This is a genomic window from Pseudomonas sp. GW704-F2 (assembly GCF_059423025.1).
In genome coordinates this window covers 221,698-238,980 of record NZ_JBWKXO010000001.1, presented here as the reverse complement: position 1 = coordinate 238,980, position 17,283 = coordinate 221,698, and the positions used below count along the sequence as shown (strand labels likewise).

Sequence of the window (17,283 nt, the reverse complement as noted above, 5' to 3'; positions counted from 1 at the left end):
GTGGGAGGGAGCTTGCCCCCGATAGCGGCAGTCGCCATAAGCCGATCTAACGGTTCTGCAACGACTCCAGCAATTTCACCGTCGGATAACCATCCGCCGGCCAGCCCAGTGACTGTTGCGCCGCGCGGATCGCCTTGCGCGTGTTGGCGCCGATAATCCCGTCCGGGTTGCCCGCGTCATAGCCATTGCTGCTGAGTACGGTCTGCAGGTCAATGCGCTGGGAACGACTCAGCGGCAGTTCATCTTTCGGCCAATCGCCACGAATCACACCACTTCCGCCGAACCGTTCCGACAGCAGGCCCACGGCCAGTGCGTAGGACGACGAGTTGTTGTACTTGAGGATTGCGCGGAAGTTATCCAGCACCAGGAACGCCGGGCCACGGTAACCCGCTGGCAGCAGCAGGGCGGCGGAGAGCTGGTCGACATTAGGCGGCATGCTCGCTCCCGGTGGCAGCTGGATGCCCAGCTTCAGCCAGTCGGCGACGGTCTTGCGCACGCCACCGTCGGCCAGGGTGTAATCGAAGTTGGCCGGCAGTTGTTTGACTTCGAAACCCCACGGCTGGCCTTTCTGCCAGCCGGAGCTTTGCAGGTAATGCGCGGTGGAGGCGAGGGCGTCGGCCGGGCTGTTCCAGATATCGCGGCGACCGTCGCCGTCGAAGTCCACGGCGTGGGTGTTGTAGGTGGTCGGGATGAACTGGGTCTGGCCCATGGCGCCGGCCCACGAACCGCGCATCTGGTCGGCCTGGATATCGCCGTGCTGGATGATTTGCAGCGCCGCAAGCAATTGCGCCTGGGCAAAGGCCGGGCGCCGGCCTTCGTAGGCCAGGGTCGCGAGGGAACGGATCACCGAGTTATTGCCCTGGAACTGACCGAAGTTACTTTCCATGCCCCACACCGAGACCAGCGCCTGGCGGTCGACGCCATAACGTTGCTCGATGCTTTGCAGGATGTCGGCGTACTTGACCAATAGTGCCTGGCCATTACGCACACGTACTGGCGACAGGGCGCCGTCGAGGTATTCCCACACCGGGCGGGAAAATTCCGGTTGGCTGCGGTCGGCGCGGATCACCGCCATGTCCGGGGTGACGTTGGCGAAGGCGATATCAAACACGGCTGGGGTAATGCCGGCCTTCAAGGCTTGCGCACGGAAATCGGCCTGCCATTCGGCAAAGGTCTGGGTGGGCTGGATGTCCAGGTTATCCACAGCCAGCGGGGCCACGACAGCGGGCGCTACGACCGGTGCGGTCGACAGTGTCGGCAAGGGTTGAGCATCTGCGGCGGTAGGTTTTTCCGCGCAGGCGACAAGCAGAATGAGGCTGGAGGCAGCGATCAATTGGCGAAGGTGCCAACGACGGGAAAGACTAGAGGGCATGCACAGGTCCAGGGATTACAAATCAAGTGCTGACCTTATCATGCCGGAGGGGCGCTTGCCTTCAGGCGGCCAGAAAGTAAGAAGCCTCCCAGCTATTAGACTGGAAGGCTTCGCGGCGGTAGCTGCCTTTGCCCTTGCCGGCGCGTTCCTGACGGCTGCGGAACAGTGGCTGGGCGATGATGGATTTGGCCTTGTTGGGGCCATGCTTAGATGGCTTTTTGCTCATGGTCGTTACTCTCTTCAGGTGGGATGCAGCGGTGCAAATCATCTGCCGAAGTCTGGCCGCTGTAAAGCCCGACAAGTTTTTTGAAATACAAATGCAGCCAACATGTGGGAGGGGGCTTGCCCCATCCCGCATTGGTTTTGCGGTGTTTTTAAGAGGGTGGGTTATTCGGCAGGTAATGTCAGGCGCTGGCCAGACATCAGCAGTGACAAACGGCTCAGGCTCATCCACGGCGAACCCGCCGCCTGGCCCTTGATTTGCGCATCGATGCGCTGGGCTTCGAGCAACAGTTGCGCCCAGCGTTGCGCCGAGTGCCGCTGCAGGGCTTTGCTCATCAGCGGTTTGCGCTTGTCCCAGACCGGCGGTCTGGCTTGGCTGAAGCATTTGTCCAACGGCGTGCCCTGGCTGTATTGCAGCGCAATATTGGCCAGTACCCGCAACTCGCGAGCCAGCGCCCAGAGAATCACCGGCGGTTCCACGCCTTCACCGCGCAACCCTTCGAGCATGCGCAGGGCGTGCGCAGGCTCGCCATTGAGGATGGCGTCCACCAGCCCGAACACGTCAAAGCGCGCGCTGTCAGCCACCGCGCCTTGTACGGTTTCGACGGTGATCTGCCCGTCTTCGGCCATCAGCTTGAGCTTTTCGATCTCTTGGGCGGCGGCAAGCAGGTTACCTTCGACCCGGGCGGCGATCAGTTCCACGGCGTCCTGCGTGGCCGACAGCCCCGATTGGGACAGGCGCTGACGAATCCACTGCGGCAACTGATTGCTGTCCACCGGCCAGATCTGGATGAACTGGGTCTGTGCCCCTTCCACCAGCGCTTTGCCCCACTTGGTTTTCTGCGCGCTGCCGTCGAGCTTGGGCAGGCTGATCAGCAACACCGTGTCTTCGGCAGGCCGCGAACAGTACTCGATGAAGGCCGCCGCGCCCTTGTCGCCGGGCTTGCCCGACGGCAGGCGCAGTTCCAGCAGGCGTTTTTCGGCAAACAGCGACATGCTCGCGCCGGCTTGCAGCAGCGTGCCCCAGTCGAAACTGGCGTCGGCGCTGAACACCTGGCGTTCGTCGAAGCCTTGCTGGCGCGCGGCGGTGCGAATGGCGTCTGCCGCTTCCTGGCACAGCAACGGGTCATCGCCGCTGACGATATAGACAGGCGCGAGAGCACCTTGCAGGTGTTTGGCGAGTTGGGCGGGGGCGAGTTTCATAGGCGCGATGAACGGGGCGCCTGGGGCGCCCCGTCTGGCTTAGTCTACAGGGACTTCAACAGGCGATTGTTTCGGCGTGTTGTTTTCATACTCTTGCGCGGCTTTCAGGGCGTCGGCGTCAGCCTTGGCCTTGTTGTCGGCGGTCTGTTGCAGCAGTTCCAGTTTTTCCGGCGTCAGCTGTTGCAGGCGCAGCATCACGCGTTGGACCAGCTCACGACGCATTTCTTTGCGAACCTGGGTCATTTCCGAGTCCGAGCCCACCAGGTTGTTGCCATCGTGGCTCACGACCTTTTGCACTTCGATCTTGTCACCCATCAACGGCAGATGGTCGCGGCCCTGCATTTCAAACGTCAACGAAGTGATCAGCTCGATATCGGACGCACGGCCAGCGCTGGCGTAGCTGAGGTTACGCTGGGTTTCTTTCTCGTCGGCCAGGAACAGCTTGTAGGTCGCGCCGGTGTAGACGTGTACGCCACTGTTTTTCAGGGTGTCGCGCAGTTGCACAACGGTTTCGCCGTAGGCGTTGCGGGCGCTGACGTCCAATTCCTTGATGGTCAGTTCATTGGTGCCGGTACCGCGCAGCTGGAAGCCGCAAGCGCTCAGCAGCACAGCAAGGCCCATCACCAGCAAATTGCGTTTGATCATTTTATTGCTCCCCTTGAAACCATGCGGGCCTTATCGAGGCCCTGAAGGTTTAGTTCGGCGCAGCGCTCAAGCCCTGCGCCCGATCCGATTTAGCTGGCGACGATATTGACCAGTTTACCCGGCACGACGATCACTTTGCGGATCGTCAGGCCTTCGGTAAAGCGCAGCACGTTCTCGTTGCAGCGCGCGGCCGCTTCGACGTCTTCGCGGCTGGCGCTGGCCGGCATGTCGATCTGGCCGCGCAGTTTGCCGTTGACCTGGATCACCAGCTGCAGCGTGTCCTGGACCAGCGCGCTGTCATCCTGCACCGGCCAGCGGGCGTCAATGACGGCTTCGCTGTGGCCCAGGCGGTGCCACAGTTCGTGGCTGATGTGCGGCGTGATCGGGGCCAGCAGCAAGGTGACCGTCTCGAGGCCTTCGTGAACCAGCGCACGCTCCTGTTCGGTGGCTTGCGGGGCTTTTTCCAGCACGTTCATCAGTGTCATCACCTGGGCGATGGCGGTGTTGAACTTGTGGTTCTGGCCCACATCCTGGCTGGCTTGCTTGATGGCCAGGTGGGTGCTGCGGCGAATGGCTTTCTGCTCGTCGCTCAAGGCGGCCACATCCAGCTTGCCCGGCAGGCCCTGGCTGACATGGGCATGGGCCAGGCGCCAGACGCGCTTGAGGAAGCGGTGCGAACCTTCGACGCCGGAGTCGGACCATTCGGCGCTCATGTCCGGCGGCGAGGCGAACATCATGAACAGGCGGCAGGTGTCGGCGCCGAACTGGTCGATCATCGACTGTGGGTCGACGCCGTTGTTCTTCGACTTGGCCATCTTCTCGGTGCCACCGATTTCCACCGGCAGGCCGTCGGCGATCAGCTTGGCACTGATGACCTTGGCTTTGCTGTCGCGCTCGAGCTCGACATCCGCCGGGTTGAACCAGGTGTAGCTGCCATTGGCTTCGCGACGGTAATACGTCTCGGCGATCACCATGCCCTGGGTCAGCAGGTTCTTGAACGGCTCGTTGGAGCTGACCAGGCCTTCGTCGCGCATCAGCTTGTGGAAGAAGCGCGCGTACAGCAGGTGAAGAATGGCGTGTTCGATACCGCCGATGTACTGATCCACCGGCAACCAGTGGTCGGCCGCCGATTTCTCGACCAGGCCACCCTCGTAGTGCGGCGAGGCATAACGGGCGTAGTACCACGAGGACTCGACGAAAGTGTCCATGGTGTCGGTTTCGCGCTTGGCTGGCTGGCCGCATTTCGGGCAGCTGCACTCGTAGAACTCAGGCATGCGCGCCAAAGGCGAACCGGCGCCGTCCGGCACCACGTCTTCCGGCAGGACTACCGGCAACTGGTCTTCCGGCACCGGCACGTCACCGCAGGTTTCGCAGTGGATGATCGGGATCGGGCAGCCCCAGTAACGCTGGCGGCTGATGCCCCAGTCGCGCAGGCGGAACTGGGTGCGCGAGGCACCGAGGTTTTTCTTGATCAGCGCGACTTCGATGGCGTCGAAGGCGCCGGCGAAGTCCAGGCCGTCGAACTCGCCGGAGTTGATCAGTTCACCGTGCTCGCCGTAGGCGTCTTGCCACGGGGCCGGGTTGGTGTCGCCCGAGCTGGTGCGTACCACGGATTTGATCGGCAGGTTGTACTGGGTGGCGAATTCGAAATCGCGTTCGTCGTGGGCCGGCACAGCCATTACTGCGCCATCGCCGTAGTGCATCAGCACGTAGTTGGCGACCCATACCGGCAATTTTTCGCCGGTCAGCGGGTGCTCGACGAACAGCCCGGTCGGCAGGCCTTTTTTCTCCTGGGTGGCGACGTCGGCTTCCGCCACGCTGCCGCCTTTGCATTCGGCGATGAACGCCTGCAGCTCAGGGTTGTTCTGTGCGGCCTGGCTGGCCAGCGGGTGTTCCGCGGCCACGGCGACGTAAGTCGCGCCCATCAGGGTGTCCGGACGGGTGGTGAAGACTTTGAGGGTACCCGCTTCGCCGATCGAATCGACGTTGTACGGGAACTGCACTTCCATGCCCTTGGACTTGCCGATCCAGTTGCGTTGCATGGTCTTGACCTGTTCAGGCCAGCCCGGCAGGTCGTCGAGGCTCGACAAGAGTTCATCCGCGTAGGCGGTGATCTTGAAGTAGTACATCGGGATTTCGCGCTTTTCGATCAGCGCGCCGGAACGCCAGCCGCGACCGTCGATCACTTGCTCGTTGGCGAGCACGGTCTGGTCGACCGGGTCCCAGTTCACGGTACCGTTCTTGCGGTAGATCACGCCTTTTTCGAACAGGCGGGTGAACAGCCATTGTTCCCAGCGATAGTAGTCCGGCTTGCAGGTGGTCACTTCGCGGGACCAGTCCACCGCCAGGCCCAGGCTGCGCAGCTGGGTCTTCATGTAGGCGATGTTTTCGTAGGTCCACTTGGCGGGCGCTACGTTGTTCTTCATCGCGGCGTTTTCCGCCGGCATGCCGAAGGCGTCCCAACCCATGGGTTGCAGGACATTCTTGCCTTGCATGCGCTGGTAACGGGAAATCACGTCGCCGATGGTGTAGTTACGCACGTGCCCCATGTGTAGCTTGCCGCTGGGGTAAGGGAACATCGATAGGCAATAGAACGTCTCCTTGCCCGGCTGTTCACTGACTTCAAAGGACTTTTGCTCATCCCAGAAGGTTTGGGCGGCATTTTCTATTTCACGGGGCTGATATTGTTCGTGCATGGCTACTTTTGAACTGAATAGGGGTGGCCTAATCCTCTTCGGTGCATTGTCCGAGCTGGCCGACACCATAAAGCGCCGCGTCCGTGCCCAAACCCTGCGGGAAGTGGAGTTACAGGAAGCGCCGTAGCATACATGACCCCACTCTATCGAGGGAAACCCTGATTGCGCGGTCGAGGCCGTCTGTCGCGGCGCCGGGCAGGCGCAGCCATGGGGGCTACGCTGTTTATTGGGGAGTGAGTCTTATCTTCAATGAGGTGAGGGGATGGTGGAATCGCAGCGAATGTTATCTAAACCGGATGTGTACCAAGGACTCATCGACCGTTTGGGTCGTGCATTGGATGCAGCAAGTACGGCGGGTCGATTGCGTGATGAGCAGCCCGTCGAGTTGGAACTGCGAGGCTTGAGCCACGCGGAGCTGGAACTGATCAAGGCTTACCTGGCAAGGAACGAACGTTCGGCTTTTACCGGCGTGGCGAGCACGCCGCCCAACGAGCCCGTGCGGTCGGCCAAGGTGGTGTGGCTCAAGGATGTGTCAGCCGCTCGCGGTCCGGAAAAACATCGGTCCGTGCGGTTCAAGTAATACATGCCCCTTAGTTTCCTGATCATCGCTGACTCTGCTTCGTTCTTGTAAAGATTGTCGCTAAACCCCGTTACACCTTAGGCTTCGGGCATCTATGGAGATGCTCGATGCCTATTCGTTATTTCATCAAACAACTGCTGTTGCCACCCGGCATTCTCTTGCTGTTGCTGGCCCTTGCCTGGTGGTTTCGCCGCAGCCGCCCGCGCCTGGCCGGCTGCTGCTTTGCCCTCGGCCTGGGCGGGATGTGGCTGATGAGCCTGCCGATCATGGTGGAGTGGGGCGCGCGCGCCCTGGAGACGGCGCCGCCGTTGGCCCGGGAGGACTGGTCGAACCTGGCCCGGCGCGCCGATGCCATTGTGGTGCTGGGTTCGGGGCGCGAGCGTGGCGACCCGGCCTGGGGTTCGGACCAGCCAACCGGCATCGGGCTCGAACGTCAGCGCTACGCCGCGCGATTGGCCAAGGCCTCCGGGCTGCCGGTGCTGACCAGCGGCGGTTTGCATTACGGCACACCGCCCAGCGAAGCTGAGTTGATGGCGGTGTCGATGCGGGACGACTTCGATGTGGCGGTGCGCTGGAAGGAAGAGCGCAGCCGCACCACCTGGGAAAATGCGCAGATGAGTGCCGAGATTCTGTTGCCCGAGGGGGTCAAGCGCGTCGTGGTGGTGACCCAGGCCTGGCATATGCCGCGTGCGGTCTGGAGCTTTGAAAAAGCCGGTTTCAGCGTGGTGCCGGCGCCGGTCGGCTTCCTCGGCGAGGATAACGCGCGGCCGCTGGGTGGTTGGATGCCGGAGTTCAAGTCGGTGTGGCAGAGCGGGCAGTTGCTCAATGAGGCGGTGGGGCAGGTGGGGTATCGGTTGTTCTACCGATAGCACCGCAAATCAAAATGTGGGAGGGGGCTTGCCCCCGATTGCGGTGTATCAGTATCAAATGTACTGACTGACACACTGCTATCGGGGGCAAGCCCCCTCCCACATTTGAATCTGTTAGACGGTTTTGGACATTCGGCCGGCCAGCAGCGCCCAGCCAAACAACACCAGGCACACCACGATCAGCGGCCACGAACGCCATTGCAGGTACGGCGTGAGGTTGTGCATCGGCACCACTTCGCCATAGAGGATGCCGCGCTCGAACTGCGGGATCTGCGCGGTGATCTGCCCATACGGGTTGATCAGCCCGGTCACGCCGTTGTTGGTGGCGCGGATCATCCAGCGGCCGGCTTCCAGCGCACGCATCTGCGCCATTTGCAGGTGCTGCAAGGGGCCGATGGAGGTGCCGAACCAGGTGTCGTTGCTGATGGTCAGCAGCAAGTCGCTCTGGGCCGAGAGGCTGGCGGCGAATTCCGGGTAGACCACTTCATAGCAAATGAACGGCGCAATCTGATAGCCCTTGGCCTGTAGCATCGCCTGGTCGGACGGGCCGCGGGCGAAGTCCGACATGGGCAGGTCGAAGAAGGCAATCAAGCCGCGCAGCATGTCCTGCAGCGGCACGTACTCGCCGAAGGGCACCAGCTTCTGCTTGAGGTAGGTGCCGTCACCTTCGCCCACGACGGTGATGCCGTTGTAGTAGCGCTTCTGGTGATGCACTTCCTGGCGAATCGGCACGCCGGTAATCAGCGCGGTGTGCCGTTCGGCGGCGAACTTGCCCATCATCCCGAGGTAGCCCTCGACGGACTCCTTGAGCACCGGCACGGCCGTTTCCGGCCATATCAGCAGGTCGACCCGCTTGGAGCTGAAGCTCATGTCGCGGTACAGCGCCAGTTGTGCATTGAGCTGCTCGGGGTCCCACTTCATGCTTTGTTCGACGTTACCCTGGATCGCCGCCACGCTCAGCGGGTCGCCGGACGGTGAAGTCCAGGCGTGATGCTTGAGGGCCAGGCCGATGGCCCAGGGCGCCACCAGCAGCAACAGGCCAGCGCCGATGAAGGCGTTGCGCTGGGTCGCCAGCAGGCGCGGCAGGTTGCACAGCAGGGCGGAGGTCAAGGCCAGGGCGAAGGAAATCAGCCACATCCCACCCAGCGGCGCGAGGCCGGTGAGGGGGCCGTCAAGTTGGCTGTAACCGGAGTACAACCAGGGAAAACCGGTCAGGAACCAGCCCCGGAACGCTTCCTGGCCGACCCATAGCGCCGCAAACGTCAGGGCATCGGCCAGTGGCGCTTCATTGCGCCGCAGCCAGCGCGCCCACAACCAGGCGGGCAGGGCGAAGAACAAGGCAATGGCGGCGGTGAACGCCAGCATCAGCAAGCCAGCCAGCAACACCGAAGCGCCGCCGAAGTGGTGGATGCTGTAGTAGATCCAGCTGGTGCCGGCGCCAAACAGGCCGAAACCGAAACACCAGCCACGGCCGAGGGCCTGGCGTGGGGACAGCTCGCGCAGCCCGATATAGAACAATCCGGCCGCGACCAACGCAAGCGGCCACAGATCGAATGGCGCCAGCGCCAGGGTGGTGATGGCGCCAGCCACCACGGCCAACAAGTTGCCGGGCCAGCCGGGTGCGATGAAACGGCGCATGTCAGTCCTTAACGGGCAATAGGTGTCAGGCGAATCAGATGAATCCGGCGGCTGTCGGCGTTCAGGATGCGGAAGCGATAAGCGCCGATCTCGGTGGTCTCGTTACGCTTGGGCAGGTGCCCGAACGCACTCATCACCAGGCCGCCGACGGTGTCGAACTCGTCGTCGGAGAATTCGCTGTCGAAGAACTCGTTGAAGTTCTCGATCGGCGTCAACGCCTTGATCAGGAAATCACCGCTCGGCAGCGGCTTGATGTAGCTGTCTTCTTCGACGTCGTGCTCGTCTTCGATGTCGCCGACGATCTGTTCCAGCACGTCTTCGATGGTCACCAGACCGGCGACGCCGCCGTATTCGTCAATCACGATGGCCATGTGGTTGTGGTTGGCGCGAAACTCGCGCAGCAGCACATTCAGGCGCTTGGATTCGGGGACGAAGGTGGCCGGACGCAGCAGGTCCTTGATGTTGAAGCTGTCGCCGTTCTCCTTGAGGATCAGCGGCAGCAAGTCCTTGGCCAACAGGACACCCATGACGTCGTCATGGCTTTCGCCGATCACCGGGTAGCGCGAGTGCGCCGAGTCGATCACGGCCGGGAGGAATTCCCGTGGGGTCTGGGGCGCCTTGATGCTGATCATCTGCGAACGCGGGACCATGATGTCCCGAACTTGCAGGTCAGCCACCTGGATGGCGCCTTCGACGATGGCCAGCGCTTCGCTGTCCAGCAACTTGTTCTGATGGGCCTCGCGCAGCAGCTCCAGCAGCTCCTGGCGGTTTTTCGGCTCGTGGGCAAAAGCCTGGGTCAGTTTACCCAGCCATGACTTTTGCCCGTTGCTCGATCGGTCTTCGCTCATAGCGATTACTCTAAATCCTTTGATGTTTCAGTTGAGTGTTGATCAGTTTTCGTCATCTGCATACGGATCGGGGTGACCCAATTCTGCAAGCAACGATCGTTCCAGTGCTTCCATTTCTTCGGCTTCGTCATCGTCTATATGGTCGTAACCCAACAGATGCAAGCAGCCGTGGATGACCAGATGAGCCCAATGGGCTTCAAGGGCCTTGCCTTGTTCCTGCGCCTCACGCTCGACGACTTCGACGCAGATCACCAGGTCGCCCAGCAACGGGATATCCAGCAGTTCGTCGGGTACGTCGGCGGGGAAGGACAGCACGTTGGTCGCGTAATCCTTCTGGCGCCAGGTGTGATTCAGTTCGCGGCCTTCGGGTTCGTCCACCAGGCGGATGGTCAGCTCCGAGTCGGCGGTGCGCTGGCGCAGGGCCAGGGCGCACCATTGACGGAACTGCTCTTCACTGGGGGCGGGCGCGTCGGTTGCCAGTTGCAGGTCAAGCTCAAGCATCGCGGCGGGTGTCCTTGGCCGGGGCGTCGTCGCGGTGCTCGAAGCGCTCGTAGGCTTCGACAATGCGCTGGACCAGCGGGTGGCGGACGACGTCCTTGGGCATGAAGTGCGTGAAGCTGATCCCCGGCACGTCTTTGAGCACCTCGATCACCTGGGCCAGGCCCGACTTGGTGCCCTTGGGCAGGTCGACCTGGGTGACGTCGCCGGTGATCACGGCGGTGGAGCCGAAACCGATGCGGGTGAGGAACATTTTCATCTGTTCGACGGTGGTGTTCTGGCTTTCGTCGAGAATGATGAAGCTGTTGTTCAGCGTCCGGCCGCGCATGTAGGCCAGCGGGGCGATCTCGATCACCTGGCGCTCGATGAGCTTGGCCACGTATTCAAAGCCGAGCATCTCGTAGAGCGCGTCGTAGAGCGGGCGCAGGTACGGGTCGATTTTCTGTGCCAGGTCGCCGGGCAGGAAGCCGAGCTTTTCGCCGGCCTCGACCGCCGGGCGTACCAGCAGGATGCGGCGCACTTGCTCGCGCTCCAGGGCGTCGACGGCACAGGCCACGGCCAGGTAGGTCTTGCCGGTACCGGCGGGGCCGATGCCGAAGTTGATATCGTTACCGAGGATTTCTTTGACGTAGCGCTGCTGATTCAAGCCGCGTGGGCGAATCATGCCCTTTTTGGTGCGCAAGGCCACGCTGGCTTCGGCCACCGGGTTGTTGGCCAGGTCTTCCACGGCCGATTCCTGCAGGTACAGGTGGACCGTTTCCGGCGACAGCTCACTACCCTTGGTTTCGCGGTAGAGGCGGCGGAGCAGGTTTTCTGCAGACGTGGTGTGCTGGGGTTCACCAATCAGCTCGAATTGATTGCCGCGGTTGCGGATCTCGATGCTCAGGCGTTGTTCGATCAGGCGCAGGTGCTCGTCGAACTGTCCGCACAAATTGGCGAAACGGCGAGCCTCAAACGGCTCGAGGAGAAAACGATGGGGTTCGATGGGTGCGTTCAAGGTCGCTTTTAGCCGCCCTTTGGCTGTTGAGGTGAAAGAGAGGATAACGCCACGCGCCAGTGTGCGAAAGCACTTATCCAACCCGATCCAGTGTGGGAGGGGGCTTGCCCCCGATAGCGGAGTGTCAGGCAGCTCATGTGCTGCTGATGTCCCGCAATTTGGGGCAAGCCCCCTCGCACATTTATTACACCAGAGAGCCGCGCAACGAGTGCGGTTGCGCCGCATCGATGTGGACATCGGCGAACTGGCCGATCAGGGTCGGGTTGTCGCAACGGAAGTTGACGATGCGGTTGTTCTCGGTGCGCCCTTGCAGTTCGCCCGGGTCTTTTTTCGAGTAGTCGGTGACCAGGATGCGCTGGGTGGACCCGACCATTTGTCGACTGATCTCGAACCCCTGCTGGTTCAGGCGATGTTGCAGGGCGTTCAGGCGCTCTTTTTTCAGCTCTTCCGGGGTCTCGTCCAGCAGGTCGGCGGCAGGCGTGCCGGGGCGCTGGCTGTAGACAAACGAGTAGGAAAAGTCGAAACCGACGTCTTCAATCAGCTTCATGGTCTGCTGGAAGTCTTTCTCGGTCTCGCCGGGGAAGCCGACGATAAAGTCCGAACTGATGCAGATGCCCGGCACTGCCGCGCGTAACTTGCGCAGTTTGGATTTGTATTCCAGGGCGGTGTGGTTGCGTTTCATCGCCGACAGGATGCGGTCCGAACCCGATTGCACCGGCAAGTGCAGGTGCTTGACCAGCTCCGGCACTTCGGCGTGGGCCTGGATCAGGCTGTCGGAGAACTCCAGCGGGTGCGAGGTGGTGTAGCGAATGCGCTCGATGCCATCCACCGCGGCGACAACCCGGATCAGCTCCGCGAGGTCGGCCAGGCGCCCGTCGTGGGTCTGGCCGCGATAGCCGTTGACGTTCTGGCCCAGCAGGGTCACTTCACGCACGCCGTTTTCGGCCAGGTGGATGATTTCTGACATTACATCGTCAAACGGCCGGCTGACTTCTTCACCGCGGGTGTAGGGCACCACGCAGAAGGTGCAGTACTTGCTGCAGCCTTCCATCACCGACACGTAGGCGCTCGGCCCATCGATGCGCGGCTCGGGCAGATGGTCGAATTTTTCGATTTCCGGGAACGAGACGTCGACCTGGGGCAGCTTGGTGAGGCGTGCGGCGTCGATCATTTCCGGCAGGCGGTGCAAGGTTTGCGGGCCGAAGACCACATCCACGTAGGGCGCGCGGTCGCGGATGGCTGCGCCTTCCTGGCTGGCGACGCAGCCGCCGACGGCAATCACCATCTCCGGGTTGGCCAGTTTCAATTCACGCCAGCGGCCCAGCTGCGAATACACGCGGTCCTGTGCCCGTTCGCGGATCGAGCAGGTATTGAGCAGGATTACGTCGGCATCTTCGGCGCGGGCGGTGACTTCCAGGGCCTGATGTTCACCCAGCAGATCGACCATGCGCGAGCTGTCGTACTCGTTCATCTGGCAACCGTGGGTTTCAATGTAGAGCTTCTTGGCCATGGGAATCGTCAACTGGTGGTAAAGAACCGCGCATTATAGGGGTCATGTCCATCGGTTCCTAGCACTGTGCATCGGGTGCCATGCTATAGTTCGCGCCCTCTTTTATATCCTCGATGTGTTCCCCGCCCACCATGACCAAACGTGAAGCTCCAATCTATAAGGTGATTTTCCTCAACCAGGGCCAGGTGTTCGAAATGTACGCCAAGCAGATCTATCAAAGTGATCTGTGGGGCTTCCTGGAAGTGGAAGAGTTCGTCTTTGGCGAGCGCACACAGCTGGTCGTCGACCCGGGCGAGGAAAAACTCAAGGCCCAGTTCGAAGGCGTGGTGCGCAGTTTTGTGCCGATGCATTCGATCGTGCGTATCGATGAAGTCGAGCGCCTGGGCACGCCGAAGATCAGCGAAGCGCGTGGCACGAGCAATGTCATGCCGTTTCCGATGCCGATGCCAGAGAAGTAGGGCGTTTGTAGCGAGGGCGCTGGCTCCCTCGTCACCGGTCGATCAGGGCAGGGGCGAGAACGGCGAGCGCCCATCCGCACTCTGCAGTTCCTGCAGATAATTGCGGAAGATCTGGCCCAGCACCTGGGTCGCCAGTTCCAGTTCATCGCGCTGCATGTGTTCGGCAACTTCGTCGGCGGTGTCCAGCGCGTCTTCGGCGCCGTTGACCGCGGCCATTTTCAGCACGATATACGCCTGGACGTTATTGGCCGGCACCCCTTCGCCTTTGAAGAACATGGTGCCCAGCTGGAATTGCGCCTGGGCGTGGCCCTGCAGCGAGGCTTTTTCGAAGTAGTTCAACGCTTTGTTGAGGTCGCGCGCGGGGTTCTTGCCGTCGTGGTAGTACTCGCCCAACTCGTATTGCGCCTGCGCATCCCCGCCGTCGGCCTGTTTCTGGCACGCGCTCAGGGCTTCGGCCTGGCTGTCTGGCTGGGTATTGAGGGTGCAACGACCCATCGCTGGGATTAACAACGAGTTGCCGCCTGCTTGTGCATGTGCCAGCAGCGGCTGAAGGAGCAACAGGCAGCCCAGGACCAGGGTGCGGCCGGTGCGTTTCATGGGAATCGACTTACCTCTGACGGGGCACGCGGACCCTCGGGGGTCCAATAAGCGCGCATTATGAAATAAGCAGACCTCTGCTTACAAAGTCTTTACTCGTTTTTCTGCCGGTTGGGCAAGTTATCTGCCGGATTGCAGGTGATTTCTCGAGAAAACCAGGAAAAGTCTGTAAGCAAAGTAGCAAATCTGACGCCGCCGGGGGGCGACGTCAGAATGCTGTGCCGGTTATTTCAGGGCGGCGAAGGCGCGCTCGGCAGCATCCAGGGTCAGTTTCAACTCGGCGTCGCCATGGGCGATCGAGGTGAAGCCGGCTTCAAAGGCGCTCGGTGCCAGGTACACGCCGCCGTCCAGCATCAGGTGGAAGAAGCGCTTGAACAGGCCGGCGTCGCTGCCCATCACGTCCTCAAAGGTGACGATATCGTCGGCGCCGCTGAAATACAGGCCGAACATGCCGCCTGCTTGCGTGGTGACAAACGGAATGCCGGCGGCATCGGCGCGCTGTTGCAGGCCGTCGAGCAGGCGGGAGGTGTAGTCGGTCAGCTCGGCATGGAAGCCCGGGCGGCTGATCAGGCGCAGGGTGGTCAGGCCGGCGGCCATGGCCAGCGGGTTACCGGACAGGGTGCCCGCCTGGTACACCGGGCCCAGCGGCGCGATGTATTGCATGATTTCGCGCTTGCCGCCGAAGCAGCCCACCGGCATGCCGCCACCGATGATCTTGCCGAAGGTGCTCAGGTCCGGCGTTACGCCGTAATGCGCCTGGGCGCCACCGAGGGCTACGCGGAAGCCGGTCATCACTTCGTCGAAAATCAGCACCACGCCATGCTTGTCGCACTGTGCGCGCAGGCCTTCGAGGAAGCCCGGGGCCGGCGGTACGCAGTTCATGTTGCCAGCGACCGGCTCGACGATGATGCACGCCACCTCCTGGCCCACTTCATTGAGCATCTGCTCGACGGCGGCGATGTTGTTGAACGGCAGGGTCAGGGTGTGTTTGGCGAAGTCTGCCGGCACACCGGCCGAGCTTGGCACGCCCTGGGTCAGCGCGCCGGACCCAGCCTTGACCAGCAGGCTGTCGGAGTGACCGTGGTAGCAGCCTTCGAATTTGATGATGCTGTCGCGGCCGGTGAAACCGCGGGCCAGGCGAATCGCGCTCATGGTGGCTTCGGTGCCGGAGCTGACCATCCGCACCATCTCCATCGACGGCACGATCGAGCAGACCAGATCGGCCATCTCGGTTTCCATCGAGGTCGGGGCGCCGTAGGACAGGCCGTGTTGCAACTGCTGGCGCACGGCGTCGAGTACGTCCGGGTGGCTGTGGCCGAGGATCATCGGGCCCCAGGAACCGACGTAGTCCACATAGCGCTTGTCGTCTTCGTCGGTGACGTAGGCGCCTTCGGCATGCTTGAAGAACAGCGGCGTGCCGCCGACGCTCTTGAATGCACGCACGGGGGAGTTCACACCGCCGGGGATGTGTTTCTGGGCATCGGCAAACAGGGTTTCGGAACGGGACATGATCGGGCTCTCTAAACTGAAGATTTAAGAAGATCGTTGAAAGCGCGGGCGCGGCGCGTGACTTCCTGGGTGCTGTCGGCACCAAACAGGCCGTGTACCACGGCGAGCAAGTCGGCCCCGTGGGCCACCAGCGGTTCGGCATTCTCCAGGGTGACGCCGCCGATCACGCAGATCGGCAACTGCAGGCGCGCGCGGGCCTGGGCCAGCATTTCGAGGCTGGCGGCGGGGGCGCCGGGCTTGGTGCTGGAGTTGAAGAAGCGGCCGAAGGCGACGTAGCTGGCGCCTTCTTTCGCGGCCTGTTCGGCCAGTTCGATCTGGCTGTGGCAGGTGGCGCCGATGATCGCCTTGGAGCCCAGCAACGCACGGGCCGTGGTCAGGGGACCATCGGTCTGGCCCAGGTGGACGCCGACGCCCAGGCGCGCGGCCAGTTCGGCGTCATCGTTGATGATCAGTTGGGTCTTGTAGCGCGAGCACAATTCGCGGAGTTTTTCCGCTTCACGCAGGCGCCGGGCCTCGTCGCTGCTTTTGTCACGGTACTGCAGCAGGGTCACGCCGCCATCCAGCGCCGCTTCGACGTAGGCGAGGAATTTGCCGGCCAATAATTGGCTGTCGGTAATGGCATAAAGGCCACGTAGTTTCATCGGGCAGGCCTCTTGGTGTTACGAGCAGAAATCCAGCGGCAGCCGGCGAGGCACGAACTGGCCCTGGCCGAGTTGTTCGGCGTCACGCAGGGTGCGCCAAGTGTAGTTGAGGGCCGATTGCACGGCGCTGACCAGGCCTTCACCCTGGGCGATCCGGCCCGCCAGCGCGCTGGCCAGCGTACACCCCGAACCGTGATAGCTGCCGGGCAGGCGCTGGCAGGTAAAGGTCTGGCGCGTGCCGTCGCGGCTGTACAGACGGTTGTGGACTTGGTGCTCATCGCCATGGCCGCCGGTAATCAGCAGGTGCTTGATAAACGGCAACAGCTTTTCCGCGCATTCGTCCGCCGTGCCCTCAGGCAGTTCGGCAAGGATGCGTGCTTCAGGCAGGTTGGGCGTGGCGATCAGCGACAACGGCAACAGCCGCTCGCGCATGGCGTAGCCGACTTCGTCCTTGCCCAGGCTGCCGCCGCCACCGGCGCGCAGCACGGGGTCGCACACCACCGGCAGGTGCGGGTGTGCCTGCAGCAGTTCGACCACGGTGTCGACCATCGCGGTGGAGCCGAGCATGCCCAGCTTGACCGCCGCCACTGGCGAATCGCTGAGCACGGCGTTGGCCTGGGCCAGCACCCACTCGCGGTCGAGCACGCGGAAATCACTGACGTTGACGGTGTTCTGCACCGTCAGCGCGGTAACGGCCGGGGCCGCATGGCAACCCTGGGCGAGCAGGGCTTCGATATCTGCCTGCAAGCCGGCGCCACCACTGGGATCATGGCCGGAGAGACAGAGGACAACGGGGCGAGAGCTGTAGATATTCATGGTGCGCGAGCTTACCACCAAACGCTTTTGGCGTGGCCGTCTGGCGATGGCTGAATTTCGCCGGGAACCATGGGCGATTATGGCTGTTTGCTAGTATCGGATTTTAGTTATGAATTCCGCTGAAAGCCTTGTTCTAGAGCCTTTAGAAAAATTATATCAATGGTGTCTAATGGCCTTTAGCGGC

General features: G+C 62.1%; 17 protein-coding genes. 3 read left to right on the top strand and 14 right to left on the bottom strand.

Translation table 11 applies throughout. From position 1 onward, the window contains the following. Nucleotides 1-46: 46 nt before the first annotated feature. From AC07W0_RS01095 to leuS, 5 genes are all read right to left on the bottom strand, one after another. A complete protein-coding gene (locus AC07W0_RS01095) occupies nucleotides 47-1,372 on the bottom strand; it encodes a lytic murein transglycosylase (protein WP_102616985.1) in 1,326 nt (441 codons plus the stop codon). A 61-nt stretch (nucleotides 1,373-1,433) separates the two neighbouring features. Further along, nucleotides 1,434-1,598 carry an alternative ribosome rescue factor ArfA gene (gene arfA, locus AC07W0_RS01090; protein ID WP_003176285.1) on the bottom strand — a complete coding sequence of 55 codons (165 nt, stop codon included), beginning with the start codon at nucleotides 1,596-1,598 and terminating at the stop codon, nucleotides 1,434-1,436. A gap of 161 nt (nucleotides 1,599-1,759) precedes the next feature. Next, on the bottom strand, nucleotides 1,760-2,797 hold the full coding sequence (gene holA, locus AC07W0_RS01085; RefSeq protein ID WP_046381932.1) for a DNA polymerase III subunit delta: 1,038 nt from the start codon (nucleotides 2,795-2,797) through the stop codon (nucleotides 1,760-1,762). A 39-nt stretch (nucleotides 2,798-2,836) separates the two neighbouring features. Continuing rightward, nucleotides 2,837-3,442, bottom strand: a complete 606-nt coding sequence (locus tag AC07W0_RS01080; RefSeq protein WP_017848334.1) for an LPS-assembly lipoprotein LptE — start codon at nucleotides 3,440-3,442, stop codon at nucleotides 2,837-2,839. 89 nt (nucleotides 3,443-3,531) lie between these two features. Beyond that, nucleotides 3,532-6,138, bottom strand: a complete 2,607-nt coding sequence (leuS, locus tag AC07W0_RS01075; RefSeq protein ID WP_046381933.1) for a leucine--tRNA ligase — start codon at nucleotides 6,136-6,138, stop codon at nucleotides 3,532-3,534. Between the two features lie 262 nt (nucleotides 6,139-6,400). On the opposite strand from leuS, the gene AC07W0_RS01070 reads away from it, so the two are divergent. Then, nucleotides 6,401-6,718, top strand: a complete 318-nt coding sequence (locus AC07W0_RS01070) for a hypothetical protein (protein ID WP_046381934.1) — start codon at nucleotides 6,401-6,403, stop codon at nucleotides 6,716-6,718. Nucleotides 6,719-6,825: 107 nt separating this feature from the next. Continuing rightward, a complete protein-coding gene (locus AC07W0_RS01065; RefSeq protein WP_102616984.1) occupies nucleotides 6,826-7,587 on the top strand; it encodes a YdcF family protein in 762 nt (253 codons plus the stop codon). 114 nt (nucleotides 7,588-7,701) lie between these two features. Here AC07W0_RS01065 and lnt read toward each other — a convergent pair whose 3' ends face one another. From lnt to miaB, 5 genes are all read right to left on the bottom strand, one after another. Further along, nucleotides 7,702-9,225 carry an apolipoprotein N-acyltransferase gene (lnt, locus tag AC07W0_RS01060; RefSeq protein WP_102616983.1) on the bottom strand — a complete coding sequence of 508 codons (1,524 nt, stop codon included), beginning with the start codon at nucleotides 9,223-9,225 and terminating at the stop codon, nucleotides 7,702-7,704. 8 nt (nucleotides 9,226-9,233) lie between these two features. Continuing rightward, the gene (locus AC07W0_RS01055) at nucleotides 9,234-10,073 is read right to left on the bottom strand and encodes a CorC family transporter (RefSeq protein WP_017848328.1); all 840 of its coding nucleotides are present in this window, start codon (nucleotides 10,071-10,073) and stop codon (nucleotides 9,234-9,236) included. A gap of 42 nt (nucleotides 10,074-10,115) precedes the next feature. Further along, nucleotides 10,116-10,574 carry an rRNA maturation RNase YbeY gene (gene ybeY, locus AC07W0_RS01050; RefSeq protein WP_017848327.1) on the bottom strand — a complete coding sequence of 153 codons (459 nt, stop codon included), beginning with the start codon at nucleotides 10,572-10,574 and terminating at the stop codon, nucleotides 10,116-10,118. Further along, nucleotides 10,567-11,568 (bottom strand): PhoH family protein, encoded by a 1,002-nt coding sequence (locus tag AC07W0_RS01045; protein WP_017848326.1) that lies wholly within the window; start codon nucleotides 11,566-11,568, stop codon nucleotides 10,567-10,569. Before AC07W0_RS01045 ends, ybeY begins: the two co-directional genes overlap by 8 nt. A 184-nt stretch (nucleotides 11,569-11,752) precedes the next feature. After that, nucleotides 11,753-13,078 carry a tRNA (N6-isopentenyl adenosine(37)-C2)-methylthiotransferase MiaB gene (miaB, locus tag AC07W0_RS01040; RefSeq protein WP_017848325.1) on the bottom strand — a complete coding sequence of 442 codons (1,326 nt, stop codon included), beginning with the start codon at nucleotides 13,076-13,078 and terminating at the stop codon, nucleotides 11,753-11,755. Between the two features lie 131 nt (nucleotides 13,079-13,209). On the opposite strand from miaB, the gene AC07W0_RS01035 reads away from it, so the two are divergent. Next, nucleotides 13,210-13,536, top strand: a complete 327-nt coding sequence (locus tag AC07W0_RS01035) for a DUF1820 family protein (protein WP_003194436.1) — start codon at nucleotides 13,210-13,212, stop codon at nucleotides 13,534-13,536. Between the two features lie 42 nt (nucleotides 13,537-13,578). On the opposite strand, the gene AC07W0_RS01030 is transcribed toward AC07W0_RS01035, so the two are convergent. The 4 genes from AC07W0_RS01030 to AC07W0_RS01015 all read right to left on the bottom strand — a co-directional run bounded on the left by AC07W0_RS01030 (nucleotide 13,579) and on the right by AC07W0_RS01015 (nucleotide 17,099). Beyond that, complete coding sequence (locus tag AC07W0_RS01030) at nucleotides 13,579-14,133, bottom strand: tetratricopeptide repeat protein (protein WP_017848324.1); 555 nt, start codon at nucleotides 14,131-14,133, stop codon at nucleotides 13,579-13,581. Between the two features lie 225 nt (nucleotides 14,134-14,358). After that, on the bottom strand, nucleotides 14,359-15,642 hold the full coding sequence (gene hemL, locus AC07W0_RS01025; RefSeq protein WP_046381936.1) for a glutamate-1-semialdehyde 2,1-aminomutase: 1,284 nt from the start codon (nucleotides 15,640-15,642) through the stop codon (nucleotides 14,359-14,361). 11 nt (nucleotides 15,643-15,653) lie between these two features. Next, nucleotides 15,654-16,283, bottom strand: coding sequence for a thiamine phosphate synthase (gene thiE, locus AC07W0_RS01020; RefSeq protein WP_017848322.1), 630 nt, complete (start codon nucleotides 16,281-16,283; stop codon nucleotides 15,654-15,656). Nucleotides 16,284-16,301: 18 nt separating this feature from the next. After that, entirely contained in the window at nucleotides 16,302-17,099 is a 798-nt protein-coding gene (locus AC07W0_RS01015) for a hydroxymethylpyrimidine/phosphomethylpyrimidine kinase (RefSeq protein WP_026140190.1), read from the bottom strand. Nucleotides 17,100-17,283 lie beyond the last annotated feature (184 nt).

Bases quoted from the DNA above. Each gene is read 5' to 3' on its own strand.
- AC07W0_RS01095 (WP_102616985.1), bottom strand. From the start codon at position 1,372: ATGCCCTCTAGTCTTTCCCGTCGTTGGCACCTTCGCCAATTGATCGCT.
- arfA (WP_003176285.1), bottom strand. From the start codon at position 1,598: ATGAGCAAAAAGCCATCTAAGCATGGCCCCAACAAGGCCAAATCCATC.
- holA (WP_046381932.1), bottom strand. From the start codon at position 2,797: ATGAAACTCGCCCCCGCCCAACTCGCCAAACACCTGCAAGGTGCTCTC.
- AC07W0_RS01080 (WP_017848334.1), bottom strand. From the start codon at position 3,442: ATGATCAAACGCAATTTGCTGGTGATGGGCCTTGCTGTGCTGCTGAGC.
- leuS (WP_046381933.1), bottom strand. From the start codon at position 6,138: ATGCACGAACAATATCAGCCCCGTGAAATAGAAAATGCCGCCCAAACC.
- AC07W0_RS01070 (WP_046381934.1), top strand. From the start codon at position 6,401: ATGGTGGAATCGCAGCGAATGTTATCTAAACCGGATGTGTACCAAGGA.
- AC07W0_RS01065 (WP_102616984.1), top strand. From the start codon at position 6,826: ATGCCTATTCGTTATTTCATCAAACAACTGCTGTTGCCACCCGGCATT.
- lnt (WP_102616983.1), bottom strand. From the start codon at position 9,225: ATGCGCCGTTTCATCGCACCCGGCTGGCCCGGCAACTTGTTGGCCGTG.
- AC07W0_RS01055 (WP_017848328.1), bottom strand. From the start codon at position 10,073: ATGAGCGAAGACCGATCGAGCAACGGGCAAAAGTCATGGCTGGGTAAA.
- ybeY (WP_017848327.1), bottom strand. From the start codon at position 10,574: ATGCTTGAGCTTGACCTGCAACTGGCAACCGACGCGCCCGCCCCCAGT.
- miaB (WP_017848325.1), bottom strand. From the start codon at position 13,078: ATGGCCAAGAAGCTCTACATTGAAACCCACGGTTGCCAGATGAACGAG.
- AC07W0_RS01035 (WP_003194436.1), top strand. From the start codon at position 13,210: ATGACCAAACGTGAAGCTCCAATCTATAAGGTGATTTTCCTCAACCAG.
- AC07W0_RS01030 (WP_017848324.1), bottom strand. From the start codon at position 14,133: ATGAAACGCACCGGCCGCACCCTGGTCCTGGGCTGCCTGTTGCTCCTT.
- hemL (WP_046381936.1), bottom strand. From the start codon at position 15,642: ATGTCCCGTTCCGAAACCCTGTTTGCCGATGCCCAGAAACACATCCCC.
- thiE (WP_017848322.1), bottom strand. From the start codon at position 16,283: ATGAAACTACGTGGCCTTTATGCCATTACCGACAGCCAATTATTGGCC.
- AC07W0_RS01015 (WP_026140190.1), bottom strand. From the start codon at position 17,099: ATGAATATCTACAGCTCTCGCCCCGTTGTCCTCTGTCTCTCCGGCCAT.